A 17939-nucleotide genomic window follows, 5' to 3' on the forward strand; every position below is an offset into this window, starting at 1 on the left:
CTTTTTCTTCCGGTGTAAAATTTCTTCTCTTTTCCATAGTTCCATACTAACTTATTTTGGCCGTTTTGTCTGTCTTAATTTCTGGTATCATTATAAAGAGGGGAAAATTCATATCAGATAATCGTCTCCTGTGGCTACGATATAACCGGCAAAAAACTAACCAAGACCCAGACTATAAAGCGACCTCCAGGCATGACGGACAAGCAGTGGGAGAAAGAATTACGGAAGATAGCCCTGGAATTTGAACGGCAGGTTGAAACAGGACAGTGCCTGGACGGTTCAAAAATGACATTTGCAGAATTTGTTGAGAAGTGGATCAAGGATTATGCATCCTCAGAATTAGCACCAAAAACATTCCATCGGTATCAGCAATTGCTGTCAAGAATATTGCCAGCATTAGGTCATATACGGCTTGATAAAATACAGCCAACTCATCTACTTGAATTTTATGCAAATCTTAAAGAGAGAGGGATCCGCGAAGATACAACCTATATCGCAAAAGCTAACGAACTGCGAAAGGTTATCAAGGAGAAAGCAATCACAGATAAAGAATTAGCAGAAAAAGCTGACCTTCAAATCCGAACGGTCCGAAAAGTATTGAATGGTAAATCAGTTAAGTATACAACCGCCGTTGCTATAAGCAACGTGTTAGAAGTGCCTATTGACAGTATATTTACAACTAGTGGTGAACCCGCTCCGCTCTCAGATCAGACCATTAAACATCATCATAGGCTGATATCCTCTATTCTTCAAACTGCTGTTCATTGGCAGCTAATATTGAGCAATCCGGCAGCAAGAATTAAACCGCCAAAGGTAGAGAAAAAAGAGGCTCCCCATTACGATGAGGATACTGTGGAACTGGTACTGAATTTATTAGACAAAGAACCAATAAAGTACCGTACAATGATGTATTTGACCATTTTTAGTGGTGTACGCCTTGGGGAATTAGATGGTATTGATTGGCCTGATATCGATTTAGATAACAAACTATTAACTATCAATAAGGCATCACAATATATTCCTGGCATTGGTACGTTTACAAAAAGCCCCAAAAATGAAAGTAGCATAAGAGTTATTGCATTGCCTGATATAGTAGTAGATCAGGTTAAAGAATACAGAAAGTGGTGGAATGAACAGAAGCTCAAAGTTGGCGATTTATGGTATAAAGATAGCGATGGTCGTGAAAGCAACAGGGTATTTGTACAATGGAATGGAAAGCCTATTCATCCGTCAACGCCTTCAAAATGGTGGAAAAAGTTCAGAGAGAAGTATAATCTTCCTGAACTCACTTTCCATGGGCTCCGGCATACAAACGCCAGCCTACTGATAGCAGAAGGTGTGGATGTTCAGACAGTAGCCAAAAGGCTGGGCCATAGTAAAGCAACTACAACTACCAGTATATACTCACACTTCTTGAAAAAACCCGATAGGGAAGCAGCTGCAAAGCTCGAAAACTTGTTTAAAAAGAAAAAAGAGTTACCCAAGCAGGCATAAGCGCCTGCTTTTTTTGACTACTATTTGACTACTACAAGTACCGAATAGTAGTCAAAAATACGGGAATATAAAGAAAGCTACAAAAAGTAAAACCCTTTAATATAGCGAGTTCCAGAAAGTCAGGAACAACTACGAAAAGTACAATAACGCACTCCAAAACCGCGTGCCGCGGGTTCAAGTCCTGTCTCCCCTGCCACTGTTTAAAATCCTATTCAGGAGTTTTGAACTCATGAATAGGATTTTTTTCATTTCAAGCTGCATGTGCGGCATCCGGGTACCTATTTCTTTTCGCTTTCCCGATGGCTCTCCTTCTGCCATCCTTTTTCGGTGCAAACCGTCTCGGTACCGTCCCGGTTCATGATTTTTGAGCCCACCGCATGCCTTTGATTGGCCATGATGCAGAAGGGTTCCGAATCGGCATAGCCCTTTGGTTCCCTGGAAGCCTTTTTCACTTCATTGGGCGTATTTATCTGGTTGACGAACAGTTTGTCCCGCTTCTGGTTGTTTTTCATGCAATCATCCTTTCCGATCATCAGGCATGGAGCATGTCCCATCGCTATCAATATGCGCCGATATGCTCCTGTTCATACCCGATGCGGTACGATTGCATGAAGCAAATACTGGAACCTTTTAATCGACAGACCGGATTCAGCCGGCCCGCTCCCTGTATTTGGCAAGACAGCGCGTGAACTTCAGCGTGTTTCCGACCAGATCTGCGGCCAGAGCAACCCCGGAGACCAGGAGAATCCCCCTGTAAAGCATGGATATCACGTCCATGAGACGGGTCAGTTCCGCCATGTCCACGGCCCCCAGGTTCTGTGAAGGAACCTCCACAATTGCAGGTCCCAGCAACAGCTGAACCAGAATGATCAGCGAACCCAAATCGCCGATGATTTCCATCGTCAGGGTATAAAGCCTGTACCGGCCATCCTTCAGCAGCAGGAAAAATTTCAGGAAGGCCAGGACGAAAAGGATATTGATATAGACCATGTATGGTTTTATGACGCCCAGATCCACCAGGGAGACCAGTTTTGCGACCTCCGGATCATCGGTCTGGAAGTAGTTCCGGACAAGGAGCGGGTAGAAGTTCAGGAAGATAAAGAGCAGCAGCGTAAAGATCAGGCCGAAGACGACGTCCGATACCCTGATGGCTTCACCGGGGCCGGGAACTTCGGGGAGGCTTTCGGGATCCCAATCCGCATCGTCCCGTCCTGTTTCCGGTTCCGAGCCGGGGCTCAACCGTTCAGCCAATATAAAAACCACTGTAACGGCTCCTATGGCGGCAAATATTCCAGTACACATCCGCCAGACCAGGCCGGGAATATCCCCCGCGCCGAAGCCGTTCTGCAGCCTCTCAAGGGCAAAACTTGTGAAAACGTAGACCAGAACGCACAGCGAGGCCAGTTTCACCAACAGGAAGTATAGATCATAAAGCTCGGGACCGATGACGTAGAGCCATTTGCCGGCATATTGGCGGGCAACCTTGTCCGGCGGTCCGAATCGGCGCAGAACATCCACAATCTCTTTTTCACCGGGAGTCCCGTCGGGGATGCGTGCTTCCAGCTCATGCATGATTGATGACCGAAGCTGCTTTTCGGCATCTTTTCTGAGCCTGGAAGGCATTTTTCTGCATACCGCGTACAGGTATCTTTCGATGAGTTCCATCGCCATCCCTCCCCGTCCATTATACCACCGTTGAGAAAAAACATTTCCCATCATTCCGTAAGGCCTTACCTTCCTTTCCGGCACCTTGCCACAGGTTGCCCTATCAAGTAAAATAAAGGTGAACATATGTTCTCAGAGAGGAAGTAAACCGGATTGGCGAGAAAGAAAAAAGGCAAGACAACTGAACCGGCGATCATCGAAACAGAGGAGAAGTCTTTTGCCGACGAGAGTACCGGCAATTTCGTCCGGGCTGACGACGCAGAACAGGAACAGCCATATCCGGTTTTTAAGGTCTCGGTTCGAAACCTGGTAGCTTTTTCAATCCCTGAAGACACCACCTGGTCTTTCACCTCCTACGCCCAGCTCCAGGAAGGTTCACAGGCCCATGCGGAAATCCAGAACCGCCACAAGGCCCTGGGCACCTACCGTCCGGAAGTCTATCTCACCTATTCCTGCAGGACAAAAAACTGCATCGTGGAGATCAGCGGGCGGGCAGACGGTATCTGGGAACTGGAGAACGAGGCCATCATCCATGAGATCAAAACCACATCCACTCAACTTTCAGAGATACACGAAGACTTCAGCGAGGCCCACTGGGCCCAGGGCAAGTGCTATGCCTTCATCTATGCCGCCCACAAAAACCTGCAAAGGATCACCGTACGCCTCACCTATCTCCATCGTGCCAGCGGGAAGGAAAAAAGCTTTGAGCGGACTTTCAGTCGGGATGCTCTTGAAAAATTCATGAAGAGCCTGGTCCATCCTTTCGCGGGATGGGCCCTGTCCCAGGCCAAATGGCGCCAGGTGCGGGATCTGTCCATCCAGGCCCTGGAATTCCCCTATCCGGCCTACCGGACCGGTCAAAAGCTTCTGGCCTATAACACCTACAGATGTATCCAGGACGGCAAGCGGCTCTTTGCCCAGGCGCCTACCGGTACCGGCAAGACCATGGGCGTCCTTTATCCAGCCATCAAAGCCCTTGCCGAAGGCAGCATCCAGCGCATCTTTTATCTGACCGCCAAAACCACCACACAGCACGTTGCGGAAAACGCCCTGAAGCTTCTGGCGGACCAGGGCCTGCGCCTCAGGGTTTTGACTCTGACTGCCAAGGACAAGATCTGCCCCCATCTCATACGGGAATGCTATTCCGAGAAATGCATCTATCTCCAGGGCTATGCCTCCCGTTCCAGGAAGGCGATAAAGGAACTCATCCGGAAGACGGATACCTACCACAGGGACAATATCGCCGAGACAGCCATGAAACACACCCTGTGCCCATTTGAATTCAGCCTGGATCTGGCGCTCCAGTGCGATGTGATCATATGTGACTACAACTATGTATTCGATCCCAGGGTCAGCCTTAAGAGGTTCTTCCAGCAGAAATCCCGCGAAGACTGCGTACTTCTCATCGACGAAGCCCACAACCTGTTCGACCGCGCCCGCGAGATTTATTCAGCCTCCATCAGCAAAAAGGAAGTCCTGGAGATGGCCAGACGCATCAGGGAGGATCTGCCGGCTGTGGCCAAATCGCTCCGCGGCATCAGCCGAACCCTTGCTTCCCTGGAAAAGCAAACGGCACAGGACAGGAACGAGGCGGCAGGCGTAAGTTACCATGCCTCACCCGTCCTTCCGGATGCCCTTTTGGCTCCGGTTGAGGCTTTCATCAGCGAGACCGAGCTCTGGATGCTGACCCGCGGCGATGAGGAAAAGGAATATACCGAGGATTTGGTCACCCTATTTTTCGACCTGCTGCATTTCAAGAACATAGCGGAGCTTTACTCCTCCGAATATCGTACGATGATAACCGGAACAGGAAGCCATCTCAGGCTGACCCTGCTGTGCCTGGATCCGGGCGGCATGCTGGACAAGATCATGGATACGGCCCGTTCAGCCATCCTTTTTTCGGCCACCCTTTCACCGCTGTCCTACTTCCGGGATATCCTGGGGGGACGCCGCGAGGATGCCACCCTCAGGCTGCCTTCGCCCTTTCCCCGGGAGAACCTGCTCGTGGTCAACGAAGACTGCGTGGAGACCCGTTTCCGGTACAGGGAAAAATACCTGGAACGCGTCGCCCTCGCCATACATCAGTGGGTGAAATGCCGCACCGGCAACTATATGGTCTTTTTCCCCTCCTACCAGTACATGACCGACGTTCTGGAGATTTTCAGGGAGCTTGGGGGTACTTTCAGAGTCCTTTGCCAGGAACGGGAAATGGATGAAGCTTCACGAAGCGCTTTTCTGAAAGAGTTTGACAATTTCGGAGACGTCACGCGGATTGGTTTTTGCGTCATGGGCGGAATCTTTGGCGAGGGTATTGATCTTGTGGGCGACCGGCTCACCGGCGTGGTCATCGTAGGCATCGGCTTGCCCCAAGTCTGCCCGGAACTGGAGATCATGCGCCGCTATTATGATGAAAAGCTGGGCAGCGGGTTCTCCTATGCCTATACCTATCCCGGCATCAACCGTGTGCTCCAGGCCTCAGGGCGGCTGATACGGACGGAAAATGACCGGGGAGCTCTGCTGCTGATCGATTCCCGCTTCGCTCAGCCGGACTGCATCAGGCTCCTTCCAGATGAATGGTGCCCCATTCCCCGGACTTCCATGGGCGTCGACATTGAGGCATGCGTCAGGCAATTCTGGGAGAAGAGCTGACAAAATCATCCGGGCTGTCTTTTCTAGAAAATACCCAGGAACTTCTTTGGAACATTCACACGAACCGCCACCAGCTTCCCGCCGCTGGCCACATAGGCCAGGCTTTCGCTGGCAAGACAGATGCTGTCGACTTTGGATAATGAGGTATAGACATCTATCACCTCACCGCTGTCATTCAGAAAGTATACCTCGGATCCTGCCGCACAGGCAATGGTTCGGCCGCTGGTCTTAATCTGGGTGATTTCCGCATCGAACACCAGCCATTCCCTGGTCGTTCCGCTGCTGTCGATGGCTTTGAGCGAAGTCTGCATGCGTTTTTCCCTGCTGAGTATCTCGCCGTCCAAAACAGCGGCCACGGTGATGCCATTCTGTGCATTTGCACAGGCAGTCAGGTAATCGCTTTCCAAATCCAACCGCCAGATCATGCCCATGTCCTTGCCGATGCATATCAGGTCCTTCTCGCCGTACAGCAGCAGTCTTGCATCCGCAAGGGGCAGGGCGCCTACAAACAGATCCTCCCGGCCTGCGCTGTCGCGGATGCTGCCTCTCTGATTCATGGACAAATCCAGGAATTCAAAAAGGGATGTGGCCTCAAGGCTTTGGGTATCCACACCGCAGACAATGAAGGCGGTATGGTCAAACTGGGGATAATGGAAAATGGCAAAGGGATAATACTCGGATATATTCCGCAAAACAATTTCCTGGCCTTCCCGGGAATATGCCCGAAGAATCCTTTTATATCCGACCTGATCGCTCTTGGTGATCACAAGGATCCAGTTTTCAAAAATGCCCGCATTGACGATGTCCACATCTAGGGTTTTATCCCACAGGATCTGGCCATCCCTGACAACCCCCAGATATCTTCCGCCCAAATCGGCAACCAGTACATCATTGCCCTGGGTCCGGATCAGAGGTTTTTTCAGGCTGACAGGGACATACCAGAGCTGGTTGCCTGCACTGTCGAAACACTTTACCGTGCTGATGGAGCCCACAATGATATTCCCCGTCAAGGTGTCCAGTCCGGATTGGGTCAAAGTGCCGTCAAGTGGAATCTCAACAACTTTCTGGGCAGACGCTTCCATCACATCAACCATTTGCCTGTACGTGCCGTCCAGGCCTGTCCTGAAGATATCCAGCGGGTTGATGCTAAAGAAAGAGTACAAGGCGACAAGGATCACCGCCAGTACCAGCAGTATAAAAGCCAAGAATCTGCGCAAATGAAAACGGTATTGTACTTCATCCTTTGTTTCCTGCATGGATCACGCGTTCTCCTTTGTTACCCGGAAATGGCAATCATCCAAAAGCTCAGAAAAAATCCCTGATCATCTGTCTTTTCTCTCTGTAATTCCGTCATGCCAAAAGTTAACCGAGGGTCGGCCAGAAACCTCATCAGAAGGATTCCAACAGGTACAGTCCTCTCGTAAAGGCCGGATCGTGTTCAGCCCGCAATGTATTGAGGCATTCGTTGAACTTATCCCTTGTCTGGATATCAATATTCCCGCTGACAGGAATCTGGTTTTCAGCCTGGAACCGCCTGACCGCTTCCTGCGTCTCCTGGTCCATCATCCTGTCGGGACTGCTTTCAAAATAACCAGCCGCCCGGAGAATTTTCTCTGCCTGATAGACATCATGTCCGTATGCCCCCGGAGTCAGCGTTTCGGTATTGCCCAGAGGGGTCACAAGCGCCAGGTCGATGCCGTTGGGAAGATTTCTGGCTGCAATCTCGATATCGGGTGCCAGCCCGACCCCATGGATGGTCCTGCCGTTTCGCGTCAGATAATGACCGGTGGTAATCTTGATGGTGCCCAGAAGTTCGTCGGGTTCCAGGAACAAGCCCTGATAGGCAAGCCATTCGACGGCTGTGATGTAATGCAGGCCGTATTTCTTGCTGTATTTGGCGTATGCCTCGGGGGTGAGAACATAGAACATGTTCTGGACAACCCCTTTGCCATAGGTCTTCTGCCCTATCAGAACACCTTTTCCGGAGTCCTGGATGGCACCTGCAAGGATCTCGGCAGCGCTGGCCGTATGTTCATTGACCAGAACAGCCATGATGTAGGGAGAATTCCTGAGATCGGAATAATACGTTTTATCGGTCAGCCTTTCGGATTTGAAATCAAGCCTGGTGATCAGGCCTTCCGGAACAATCCTTCTGGCGACAGCCACAGCTTCGTCAACAAACCCGCCGGCGTTGTCCCTCAAATCCAGCAGAATCCTGGTTACGCCCCTGCGTGCTATTTCATCTATCGCCTTGCCGAATTGAGCGCCCGTGCTGCCGGTGAAGGATTCTATATAGATGTATGCCACATCTCCCTCAATTCTCCACGAAACCGGGTTGAGCGTTACCTGATCTCTCCGGACGGTGATATCCAGTTTTTCGGATTGCCGCTGGATGGTCAGGGTCACTCTGGTCCCTTTTTCACCCCGTATCTCGGATGCCACGGCGCTGGCTTCCTTGCCGAAGGTGGAAACACCGTCGACAGCCAGAATGATATCCCCATCGCGCAGCCCCGCCTTTTCTGCCGGCGATTCCTCATATACCTTCACGATTCGTACCCCTTCGTCGCACTTTTCAAGGGATGCCCCAATCCCGACGAAGCTTCCCTGCAGGCTGTCATTGAGCTGCTGGGTTTCCTGATTGTCGAAGAAGCCGCTGTACGGATCCAGATTTCCAAACATGCCCTTCAAAGCCGCTTTAATCGTCTCTTCATCGTTCACATCCAGATAGTACATATCCTGCATGAACTCGAGGGCACTGTTGAGATAGTCCCCGTAATCCATCCCCATGGCCGGGATGGTCGATGTAAGGAGCAAGACGCAGAGAACCAGTATGGTTGCCAGTTTTTTCATAAATCCCACCTCCAGGTGGCTATTCTCGCCTATATATGCAAGGAACCCTGACGGTCCGCTATCCAAACAGAAACCCCAGGGATCCTCAACAACATTGTATCATATCGGTACTGTAAAGAAAATCGGTATCAGAAGGAGAGCATTCTGTCCGCGTAATCCTTTACCAGTTCATCGCCCATATACCGGATCAGGTTATAGAACAGCTTGGCAGCCTGTTCATTGGTGATACGGCCCGAAGGGTTAAAGTATCCCCTTTCATCTCCCTGGAAGATGCCCAGGCTGTAAGCCACAGCGGCAGCGTTCCTGGCATAGGCCGGTATGCTGTCGTTATCCACATAAGGCGTATTGCTGTAGGGCGGCGCAAGGTTTTCCAATCCCAGAGCATTGACGATCATCTTTATGGCTTCCGCATAAGTGACGTAGGCGTCAGGCTGGAAATAGGAATTGCCCGTACCGGTGATTATCTTCTTTTCATAGGCGCGTTTGATCAAAGCGTAGTCGGGATCGTCCACAGAGACATCCAGGAACGGCGATACTTCCACGGTTTTGCTCCTGTTTCTGTTGGTCGTGATCGTGGAGGTCTTCAACTTGGGAGCCTCGGGAATGTCCCTCACCGCCTGCATCAGCATGACAACAAACTCGCGGCGGGTAACGTATTTATTGATATTGTAATTCTCACCGGTGCCCGGAATGACCCCCAGGCCGAAAAGGATGCTGACGGGCTCCTGAGCCCAGTGACCGTCAAGCTGCCTGATATCGGGCACCATGAGCCGCTCCAGCACCGGCGGTACGGTGATATTGGTCCTGCTTTTATAATCCTTGATCACGGGGGTAGGCATATTGTTGCTGTCGAATTCAGGAAGCCTTGCGTGATAATCCAGGATAGCCTCCTCCCATGTTCGCCTCACATAGCCCCCGTCAAAGCTGATCTGCCAGGGTTCATTTTCAGCATACTTGATCTGCTGGCGCCTGGTGGTGGACACGGTCACTTCGGCCGAGCCTCCCCACTGGTAGGGTGTGTTCCCATCCAAAATGCGCGTCTCCAGGGTGTACTGGATTTTCTGCGTCTGGGTGGAACTCCAGTACTGGTCATAGGCGTACAGCTTGCCGGAGATCCCCACCGTAACCGTATTATTGCTGTTGTTGTTGATCCGATAAACCTTTCTGCCGGCAAATTCCCCGGCATAGTAGTTGATGGCCGGCTTGGGGTCCGTCAGCAGCGACTTGGAAAAGCTGTATTCACTCAGGATATATTGCGTACCACCAATGTCAATCTGCTCCCTGAACGGTCGGCTGGTGGTGGTGCTCAGCCGTGTGGATTCGGTGATTTGCCCGTTGGGCTTGGTCTCGGAAACGGTCTCATAGATAATGACCCGCTCCAGCGTCGCCTGCTCTTCCGCATTCGCCAGCATGTAGGTATAGGTAGCCGTTTCCACGTTATTCCTTACGCGTTTGTCAATGGTCAGCGTGCCTGTAAGATATATTGGTTTTCCGCTGACAAAGCACATCTCGGTATAGTAATAGCCGTTTTTCACATTGGTATTGACGGCCGAGATGCCGCCCTCGTAGCCCAGGGTGCCCTCAACGGCCAGGACTTCCGTGGGCATCATGAGCATGATGATCGTCATTACGACAACGCTGATCTTTTTCAGCAATCCTGCTTTCATTCCGGGCCCCTCCTCATGACTCAACAATGATGATAATGCCGTCCCGGTTCGCATTGTTGCTGACAATGCGGACAGAATCTCCCGGACGGATGGCTGACAGGTCGGCCGTTTTGCCGTCTTTTATGATGATGGCGTTTGCCGGTACATTGACATCCCTGTTAGGTGCACTCGTCCAGACCCGTTTGCTGCTGTTATACATCATGGCTTCCCTGAGCCTGAACCCGTTATCCGTCAGGCTCATCACCCTGCCCCTTTCCTGGACGTCCGCATAGGGAGCCGTGCTGACCAAAAGGGTCTTGCCGGTGTCTTCCACGATATATACGCTCTGGGTGACAAAGTTTTCATCGAAAGTCAGCATATTGCCTGTTCCTGAGTTCTCAAGGAGCCTTGTGGTGGAAAGATCGATGCCGAAGGTTTTCGGCGTATTACTGAACAGCCATTTTGAGCCGGAAAGCTCGGCGAAGGACTCAACAGTAAAGGATCTCAGCGGATCCACTGTCTTTATCCTGCCCCTGTATATGGCCAGGCTTCCCATGCCCTTGCTCGTATTGCTCACAACCACCTGGCTTACAAGGATACTGGAACCGATGGGTTTATCCGCCGAAAGCTGCACATTGTCCATGGTATTCAACGACCCCATGTCCACCAGCCTGCCGTTCTTGACCGCAATGGTGCCGGCGTCAAAACCGATCACCTGGGATGTATTCTGAAGTTCCAGGCGGTTGAGGGTATTGGACAGGGCAAGTACATTATCCGTAAAGACCATTTCATTTTGGGGTTTGGATCTGAAAGCCGCCATGACGATACTGTCTTCCCCGTTAATATCTTCCTGAACGGCGATATAGGCCATACCGGAGATACGTCCGGACGGCCTGTCCTTATAGTCGCGGCTGTATGGGAAAGATCTGACGCCTATGAAGGAGGAGTATTCCCAACGGCCGTTGACAAATTCCTGAACACCTGACAAGGCCAGCGTATTGTTCAGTTCATCGTAGTATTCCACGTTTCCGCGATAAATGGCCGAAACCGGTTTGGGATCCTTCAGAAGCTCAATCCCCTGCACATGAACATTGGTACCATCGATCTGGGCCAGAATTCTCACCCTGTCGCCTTCCTGGATCTGGTTGCGGGCTATCAACTGATCGTTTTGGTAGATGGGTACATTCACAGCAACCGATATACTGCGGTATATCCCATCATCCTGCTTAAGCACGGGGCTGGCCAGATTCACCCTGTAAATGGTGCCGTATATGGGTTTATAGTAACTTCGGGTGCTCAGCCAGGCCACATATCCTTCTTCATCCAGCTGGATAAAGGCATAATCGCCGGGCTGCACATCCTCAAGGGCAGCCTGGTGTTCGTCCCGTGTCACGGGAATGCTGTAGGCAAAACTGTAAGTCCTAAATCTTGTCAGGTTGTCCTGCGCTTCCGGGGACATGCCCGAACCGTCCCAGCGGTAGAGGGTAATATACCCCAGCGACGGATTGACTTCCCTGACCACTCCGCTGATATAGCCTTCCGCTTCCTCTCCGGCTGCTTCCGAAACAACGGCAGCCTGACCGCTGAAGACAAGGCACAGCAGCATGGCGAAGACCATGGCAGATTTGATGAAACGCAATTTGAATGCCTCCATTCCCAATACTTCACTCTTCTAAAATATCGGCATATGAAAGCGTCATATAAAGCCGGTCAGGATTACCTTTTTGTTACATTATGGTGCGGTTTTCCGCCGGAAGATCCCTTGAGTTCCCGGAACCGGACCTCTGTGATGATCATGCCGGCGAAAATCAGCAGACATCCCATGCCCGTATTCAGGGTGAGCCGCTCGGTCACTCCCCCGGCACCGGGTATGATGAGCGCAAAGAGTGCCCCGAATACAGGCTCAAATGTTAAAAGCAGCGCTGTCCGGGTGGGAGTGGTATATTGCTGGGCGATGGTCTGAACCCCATAGGCAAATGCGGTACACAATGCCCCGGTATATAAAACGGTCAGAATAACCCGGGTATCGATGGTGACCGGCGTCCGCTCGCCCGAAAGCCCGTAAACCAGCCAGAGCATGCCGTACATCAGCGCGGCTGAAAGGATTTGCACAACGGCCAGGTGTCTGGCATCGGTTTGCTGGGCAAACTTGTCAATAAAGATGATCTGGAGCGCAAAGCATACAGCGCATAATAGCGTCAGCGTGTCGCCGATATTCCAGTCCCCCGAAAAACCTCCGCTTAAGAAAAACAAGCCGGCCGTTGCCAGCAGCACGCCAATCACAGCCCGGACAGGCGGTTTTTTCTTCAGGTAAACAGCTGAAATCACAGGCACCATGACGACATTCAGACCTGTGATAAAGGCCGAATGAGACGCGCTGGTATAATTAAGCCCGATGTACTGCAGGGACATCCCCCCAAAAAGGGTCAAGCCAATCACGGTTCCCTGAAACAGGGCTTTTAAGCTGATTCTCCCGATTTCTCTGACAAAAATCAAAGCCAGGAGAATCCCGGCCACTGCGAATCTGAGAAACAGGTAGGCATAGAAAGGGATATTGCCTGTGATATTCTTCATGAGGATGAATGACGATCCCCAAACCACAGTAATGCTGAGTATGGCAAGGTCAGCCTTGAGTTGTCGTGTCATGGCAGCTAACTTCCTTGTACAATTGAGATTTCGGTCACGAAACGAACCGGCCGCGATGCTGAATAACCCCTGGCTTCCCGGCTTTCTTCAGGCCCGGTTTCCTTTTGGTCACTTCTAACCGTTCATGGCCATGATGAGATGGTTAAACCATCCCATAACAACAGATTCCGAAAAAGCATCGGGTATTTGAATGATGCTCAGCGATCCGACAAACGGTATGATGATGGCAAAAACCAGGTAAGCGATGATGATACCGACACCAAGTCCAAGGGCCAGGCCTCCGGTCCGGTTCGCCGTACCCATGATGGTGCTGCAGTTCAGGACAGTGGTCAGGATCTTCCCTATCACCACGACCAGCAGCTTGACAGCGATAAAAATAACAACGACAGCCAGGACCTTCAGGATAGTGAAGGTCAGCATGTCATTCAATGTAACAACCGTATCCTCATAAAGGGATCCGATATCGGCAGCCGAATTGGTTATCACCAGGAGTTGCCTGAGGAAAGGGTTCCCGGATATGACCTGGTTGACTTCCGGGCTCTCTCCAAGCAATTTCAGGGATGATTCCGCCTCTTCGATGCTGATGGCGGGCAATTGGGAAATGGCCGGAAGAAGGCTGTCTATCCTTTCACCGATGCTTTTCCCCAGTCCGGTTTTCTGCATGGCCAGGAGCGCAAGCTTCGGTGAAAAAACCGAGGCACAGATGATGCCGAGTATGTAGCCTGCAAGGCTGAACACCGTATTGATGAGGCCGCGGAAATAGCCCTTCAGTCCAAACAATGCGATGATCCCGACAACGGCATAGTCAACCCCGTTGAAATCGAAACCGAACAGCAGGTCGGCAGCGATAAAGAGAACCACTGCCAAAAAGAGAATTGCAATCGGAAGCCTGCTTATGGAATCAACGATCGGTCGTTGTCTTCTGTAGCCATATCCCAAAATAACACCCCCTGATCCTGTATGCTCAATAAACCCATTTCCGGGTAATACTTACTTGATGAAGGTAGACAGGTTAATGCTGATCAGGAGCAGTATGGACATAATCAAAACGCCTATCATAACTGATCTGCGTTTAAAGAGCACCCTTATCCCTCCTATTGTTCAGGCTTTTGAAATTCTCGACCCATTATATCATTTTGCATTTATTTTGTAAAATAATTTTAAGATTAGTGCAACATAAACTCTGCTAGAATAGTGCTATTGGCTTATGGAGGTACAGACATGCCCTTCGACGGAATTCTGACCCATTTTATGGCACAGGAACTGAACACGAAGCTTTCGGGCGGAAGGATCGGAAAGATCTACCAGGTATCCAGGGATACGGTCATTCTCCATGTGCGGGCGGGCGGTGAGAATCACAGGCTTCTGGCATCCTGCAACGCTTCCTTTCCCCGCATCCACCTGACCGAAAACCAGTATGAGACCCCGGACAATCCACCCGTTTTCTGCATGCTCCTTCGCAAACACCTTTCAGGCGCTATCATCAGGGGCTTTCAGACCAGCGGTTTCGAGCGGGTGATCACCATGGAAGCCGAAGCCACGGACGAGCTGGGGGACCGTGCCCATAAAAAACTGGTCGTGGAGATCATGGGAAAGCACAGCAACATCATCCTGCTCAACAGCGAGGACCGAATCATCGATGCCATGCGCCATGTGGACAGCGAGGTCAACCGTGTTCGTGAGCTGCTTCCGGCCAGGCCCTATATTGCTCCTCCGGCCCAGGGCAAGCTCGATCCCTCCCTTGAAAGCACCCGGACCATCCTTGTCGAAGGCCTTTCGGAATCCGGTCGTTCGGTCGAGAATTACCTGCTGGACAAGCTCCAGGGGTTCAGCCCGGTATTATGCCGGGAATTATGCGCCCGGGCATCACTGGATGAAAGAAGATCTGCCTCGGGCCTGACTTCCGAAGAAGCGGCACGCCTTGCTGAAACCTTGCGGAACATGATGGACACCCTGCTGAACCAGGGACCGGTCCCCGTTGTCGTGCATGACGCCGCATCCGGAAAGCCCGTTGATTATCATATAACCGACCTGGTCCAATATCCTTCCAGGAAGCATTACGATACCATCAGCCAGGCCGTCGACGCCTATTACCGGTCGCGCCTGATGAAGGAAGCCAATGCACAGAAGAGCCATGAGCTGGCCAAGACCGTGGGCAAATACATAGAAAAATGCGAGAAGCGCTTGTCCGCCAATGTCCAGGTTTATGAGGAAAACATGGACTACGAGCGGTTCCGCCTGTTCGGGGAGCTTATCACTTCCAGCATCTATGCCCTGAAGAAGGGTATGAACAGCGCACGCCTGCGCAATTATTATGCCGAGGGCGAGGAGTATGTGGAGATCCCGCTGGATCCCCAGAAAAGCCCGCAGGATAATGCCCAATACTATTTCAGGCGCTACGCCAAGGCCAAAAACGCCTGCAATTACGCAAAAAACCAGATTGAAAGCCTTAAGAAAGAGCTGTCATGGCTGGAGAGCGTCATGCTCGCCCTAGAAAACACGGAAGACAGCAGTCAGCTCCAGGATATCCGCCTTGAGCTTTATGAACAGGGCTACCTGAAATCCCTTCCCAGAAAGGGACGCAGGGAGACCGGGCTGAATTCCTCACCCATCCGGGTGGTTTCTTCCGACGGATTTGAAATCTTCATCGGCCGGAACAACAAGCAGAACGACAGATTGACCATGAAAACGGCAAGGCATGAGGATATCTGGCTGCATGTCAAGGACTTCCCCGGCTCCCATGTGATCATCCGGACCGAAGGTCGCCAGGTCCCCGACAGTACCCTGGAGGAAGCAGCCGGATACGCCGCCTGGTTCAGCAAGGCCCGTTCAGCGCCCAAAGTGGAAGTGGACTACACACCGGTCCGTAACGTAAAAAAACCATCCGGGGCCAAGCCCGGGATGGTCATTTATGTAAACTATAAGACGATTGTGGCAACGCCGAAGGCGCCTGAAACAGGCGAAGCATGATGCCGCAAGGCAATAGCCGGCACTTGTTCCCCCTTCCGGGTCTTTTCAGCCAAACAGCCGGTTACAGACTTTCTCCAGGTGGTACCAGACCTTTTCTCGGTCGATGGTCCTGAATTCCCCGTCCTGATAAAGGATGCGCCCGTCGACCATGGTCATGCACACATCAGACCCCTGGGCCGAGTAGACCAGGGCCGAGCAGATATTATGCAAGGGCTTGATATGCGGCTTTTCCAGGCTCACCATGATTAAATCCGCCTTTTTGCCTTCCTCGACGGAACCCACACAGGACATGCCAAGGGCCTTTGCCCCATTGACCGTTGCCATCCTCAGCGTCTCAACTGCCGTAATGACCTTGGGGTTCCGTGTGTTCCCTTTATGAAGGATGGAAGTCAGGTACATATCCTCCCACAGGTTCAGGTTATTATTGCTGGAGGCCCCGTCGGTCCCGATGCAGACATTGAGTCCCATGGAATGGGCCTGGGGAACGGGCGCAATACCGCTGGCCAGCTTCAGGTTGCTGGCCGGGCAATGGATGACCGACACATCCTTTTCCTTCAGCAGCGCCATATCGTCCCCGTTGATCCAGACGCAGTGCGCTGCTATGGTCTTCAGGTCAAAAAGCCCCAGGTCAGAGAGATAGGCCGTGGGGGTCTTGCCATGGTTTTTCAGGCAGTCCTCATGCTCGGTGGCCGTTTCGTCAAGGTGAACATGAATAGGCACTTCCAGCTTCTCAGCATGCCTGGCAATGGCCCGGATATAATCCGCCGAGCAGGTATAGACAGCATGGGGCGCCATGGCGGCCGTAATCCTCCCCCCTGCAGCTCCGTTCCATTTTTTCACAAAATCCACACTCTCCTGCATGGCCCGGTTCCCGGAAAAATCAGATCCCGTATCCATACAGGTCTGCCCTCTGGAAAGCTGGGCACGTATGCCGGAGGACTCAACGGCCGAAGCGATGCTATCCATATGATAGTACATGTCGGCAAAACAGGTGGTGCCGGTGGCGATCATCTCCATAATCCCCAGGAGGGAACCCCAGTAGACATCCTCATCATTCAGCCTGTCCTCGACGGGGAAGATATGATCGAAAAGCCAGGTCTGGAGATCCATATCATCGGCGTAATTGCGCAGCAGCGTCATGGGAACGTGGCAGTGCCCGTTGATCAGCCCGGGCATGACCAGCTTTCCGCTTCCGTCGATGATTTGTGCGCATTCTGCAGTTTCTGCCAGGTTCGGACCGATCTTTGCGATGACGTCATCCCTGATCAATATATCTGCATGCTCCAGAATTTCATTGTGTGCATTCATGGTCAAGATGGTGGTATTTCGAATGATGGTGTCCATACCTGCTACCTCCGGAATATCTTGCAGAACTCAGCGGCCCATTCCCTGTCACCCTCCGGGTGTCGGAACCGGTGTTGCATCGGTGGAAGGTTTTGTCACGGTTTCCTGGGCCGTGGCATTTATGGTCACCGTGACCGTTGGCCTTTCCCTCAGGGAGATACCGGCGGGCAGGCTGACCGTAACCGGTACCTGGTGTTCGCCTTCTCTCAAATCCCTGACGCTGACACTGCACCTGATATCATTGGCATCGAGCTCCTGAAGCAGCTCCGGTCGCCCTTCCACGGGGATGCTGATGCTGTGGGCGGCAATGGCGTATTCAAAAGCACCCGATGTATCGCTGTCGTAGATGGAAATCTGGCTGGTAGGAAAGCTGATGGTTCGGGTGGCCAACGGTTCTATATTGACCAGGACGCTGATGGTGCCATTATTATCGGCCAGTGTCGCTCCCTGGGGTACGTTCAGTTTCAGTTCAGTCCTGAAGCTTTCCGACTTGCCTTCGATGTCAACGGCCTCGGCTTCAATCCTGGAAATCGAATCCAAAAGGTCTTTGCTCCCGACAACCAGAACGCTAGACGTATCCGGAATGATTTCCTTGAAATAATACCCGGCCTTGGGCTTGCCCCTGACCGTGGTGGTTACGGGCAGCTTCCGGGCCAGATCAAAGCTGACAATGGC

13 protein-coding genes are annotated in these 17939 nt (G+C 51.8%); 3 read left to right on the forward strand and 10 right to left on the reverse strand.

Going from position 1 to position 17939, the window contains the following annotated elements; translation table 11 throughout:
• Positions 1-192 precede the first annotated feature (192 nt).
• Positions 193-1494 carry a tyrosine-type recombinase/integrase gene (locus tag F3H12_RS08185; RefSeq protein WP_149678859.1) on the forward strand — a complete coding sequence of 434 codons (1302 nt, stop codon included), beginning with the start codon at positions 193-195 and terminating at the stop codon, positions 1492-1494.
• Positions 1495-1772: 278 nt separating this feature from the next.
• Here F3H12_RS08185 and F3H12_RS08190 read toward each other — a convergent pair whose 3' ends face one another.
• A complete protein-coding gene (locus F3H12_RS08190; RefSeq protein ID WP_149678860.1) occupies positions 1773-2006 on the reverse strand; it encodes a hypothetical protein in 234 nt (77 codons plus the stop codon).
• Between the two features lie 136 nt (positions 2007-2142).
• The gene (locus tag F3H12_RS08195) at positions 2143-3159 is read right to left on the reverse strand and encodes a hypothetical protein (RefSeq protein ID WP_149678861.1); all 1017 of its coding nucleotides are present in this window, start codon (positions 3157-3159) and stop codon (positions 2143-2145) included.
• A 153-nt stretch (positions 3160-3312) separates the two neighbouring features.
• Between F3H12_RS08195 and F3H12_RS08200 the strand changes: the two genes are divergently transcribed.
• Positions 3313-5808: a helicase C-terminal domain-containing protein gene (locus tag F3H12_RS08200; protein ID WP_149678862.1), complete on the forward strand. Its 2496-nt coding sequence runs from the start codon at positions 3313-3315 to the stop codon at positions 5806-5808.
• A gap of 23 nt (positions 5809-5831) precedes the next feature.
• Here the strand turns inward: F3H12_RS08200 and F3H12_RS08205 are convergent, their stop codons facing one another.
• The 6 genes from F3H12_RS08205 to F3H12_RS08230 form a co-directional block, all read right to left on the reverse strand.
• Positions 5832-7064 (reverse strand): DUF5711 family protein, encoded by a 1233-nt coding sequence (locus F3H12_RS08205; protein WP_149678863.1) that lies wholly within the window; start codon positions 7062-7064, stop codon positions 5832-5834.
• A gap of 133 nt (positions 7065-7197) precedes the next feature.
• Complete coding sequence (locus F3H12_RS08210; RefSeq protein ID WP_149678864.1) at positions 7198-8658, reverse strand: S41 family peptidase; 1461 nt, start codon at positions 8656-8658, stop codon at positions 7198-7200.
• 128 nt (positions 8659-8786) lie between these two features.
• Positions 8787-10325 (reverse strand): S-layer homology domain-containing protein, encoded by a 1539-nt coding sequence (locus F3H12_RS08215; protein ID WP_188118445.1) that lies wholly within the window; start codon positions 10323-10325, stop codon positions 8787-8789.
• Positions 10326-10338: 13 nt separating this feature from the next.
• The gene (locus tag F3H12_RS08220; RefSeq protein ID WP_149678866.1) at positions 10339-11943 is read right to left on the reverse strand and encodes a hypothetical protein; all 1605 of its coding nucleotides are present in this window, start codon (positions 11941-11943) and stop codon (positions 10339-10341) included.
• 77 nt (positions 11944-12020) lie between these two features.
• A complete protein-coding gene (locus tag F3H12_RS08225; RefSeq protein ID WP_149678867.1) occupies positions 12021-12950 on the reverse strand; it encodes a DMT family transporter in 930 nt (309 codons plus the stop codon).
• 114 nt (positions 12951-13064) lie between these two features.
• Positions 13065-13889 (reverse strand): CvpA family protein, encoded by an 825-nt coding sequence (locus tag F3H12_RS08230; protein ID WP_149678868.1) that lies wholly within the window; start codon positions 13887-13889, stop codon positions 13065-13067.
• 282 nt (positions 13890-14171) lie between these two features.
• Here F3H12_RS08230 and F3H12_RS08235 point away from each other — a divergent pair, with 282 nt between their 5' ends.
• Positions 14172-15920 (forward strand): Rqc2 family fibronectin-binding protein, encoded by a 1749-nt coding sequence (locus F3H12_RS08235; RefSeq protein ID WP_149678869.1) that lies wholly within the window; start codon positions 14172-14174, stop codon positions 15918-15920.
• 45 nt (positions 15921-15965) lie between these two features.
• Here F3H12_RS08235 and F3H12_RS08240 read toward each other — a convergent pair whose 3' ends face one another.
• Together F3H12_RS08240 and F3H12_RS13645 are read right to left on the reverse strand one after the other, a co-directional pair.
• Complete coding sequence (locus F3H12_RS08240; RefSeq protein WP_149678870.1) at positions 15966-17264, reverse strand: amidohydrolase; 1299 nt, start codon at positions 17262-17264, stop codon at positions 15966-15968.
• Positions 17265-17312: 48 nt separating this feature from the next.
• Positions 17313-17909 carry a CdaR family protein gene (locus F3H12_RS13645; protein WP_422822205.1) on the reverse strand — a complete coding sequence of 199 codons (597 nt, stop codon included), beginning with the start codon at positions 17907-17909 and terminating at the stop codon, positions 17313-17315.
• Positions 17910-17939 lie beyond the last annotated feature (30 nt).

It is taken from the genome of Thermoclostridium caenicola (assembly GCF_900142095.1).
GTDB classification, from domain to species: Bacteria; Bacillota; Clostridia; order DSM-8532; family DSM-8532; genus Thermoclostridium_A; species Thermoclostridium_A caenicola.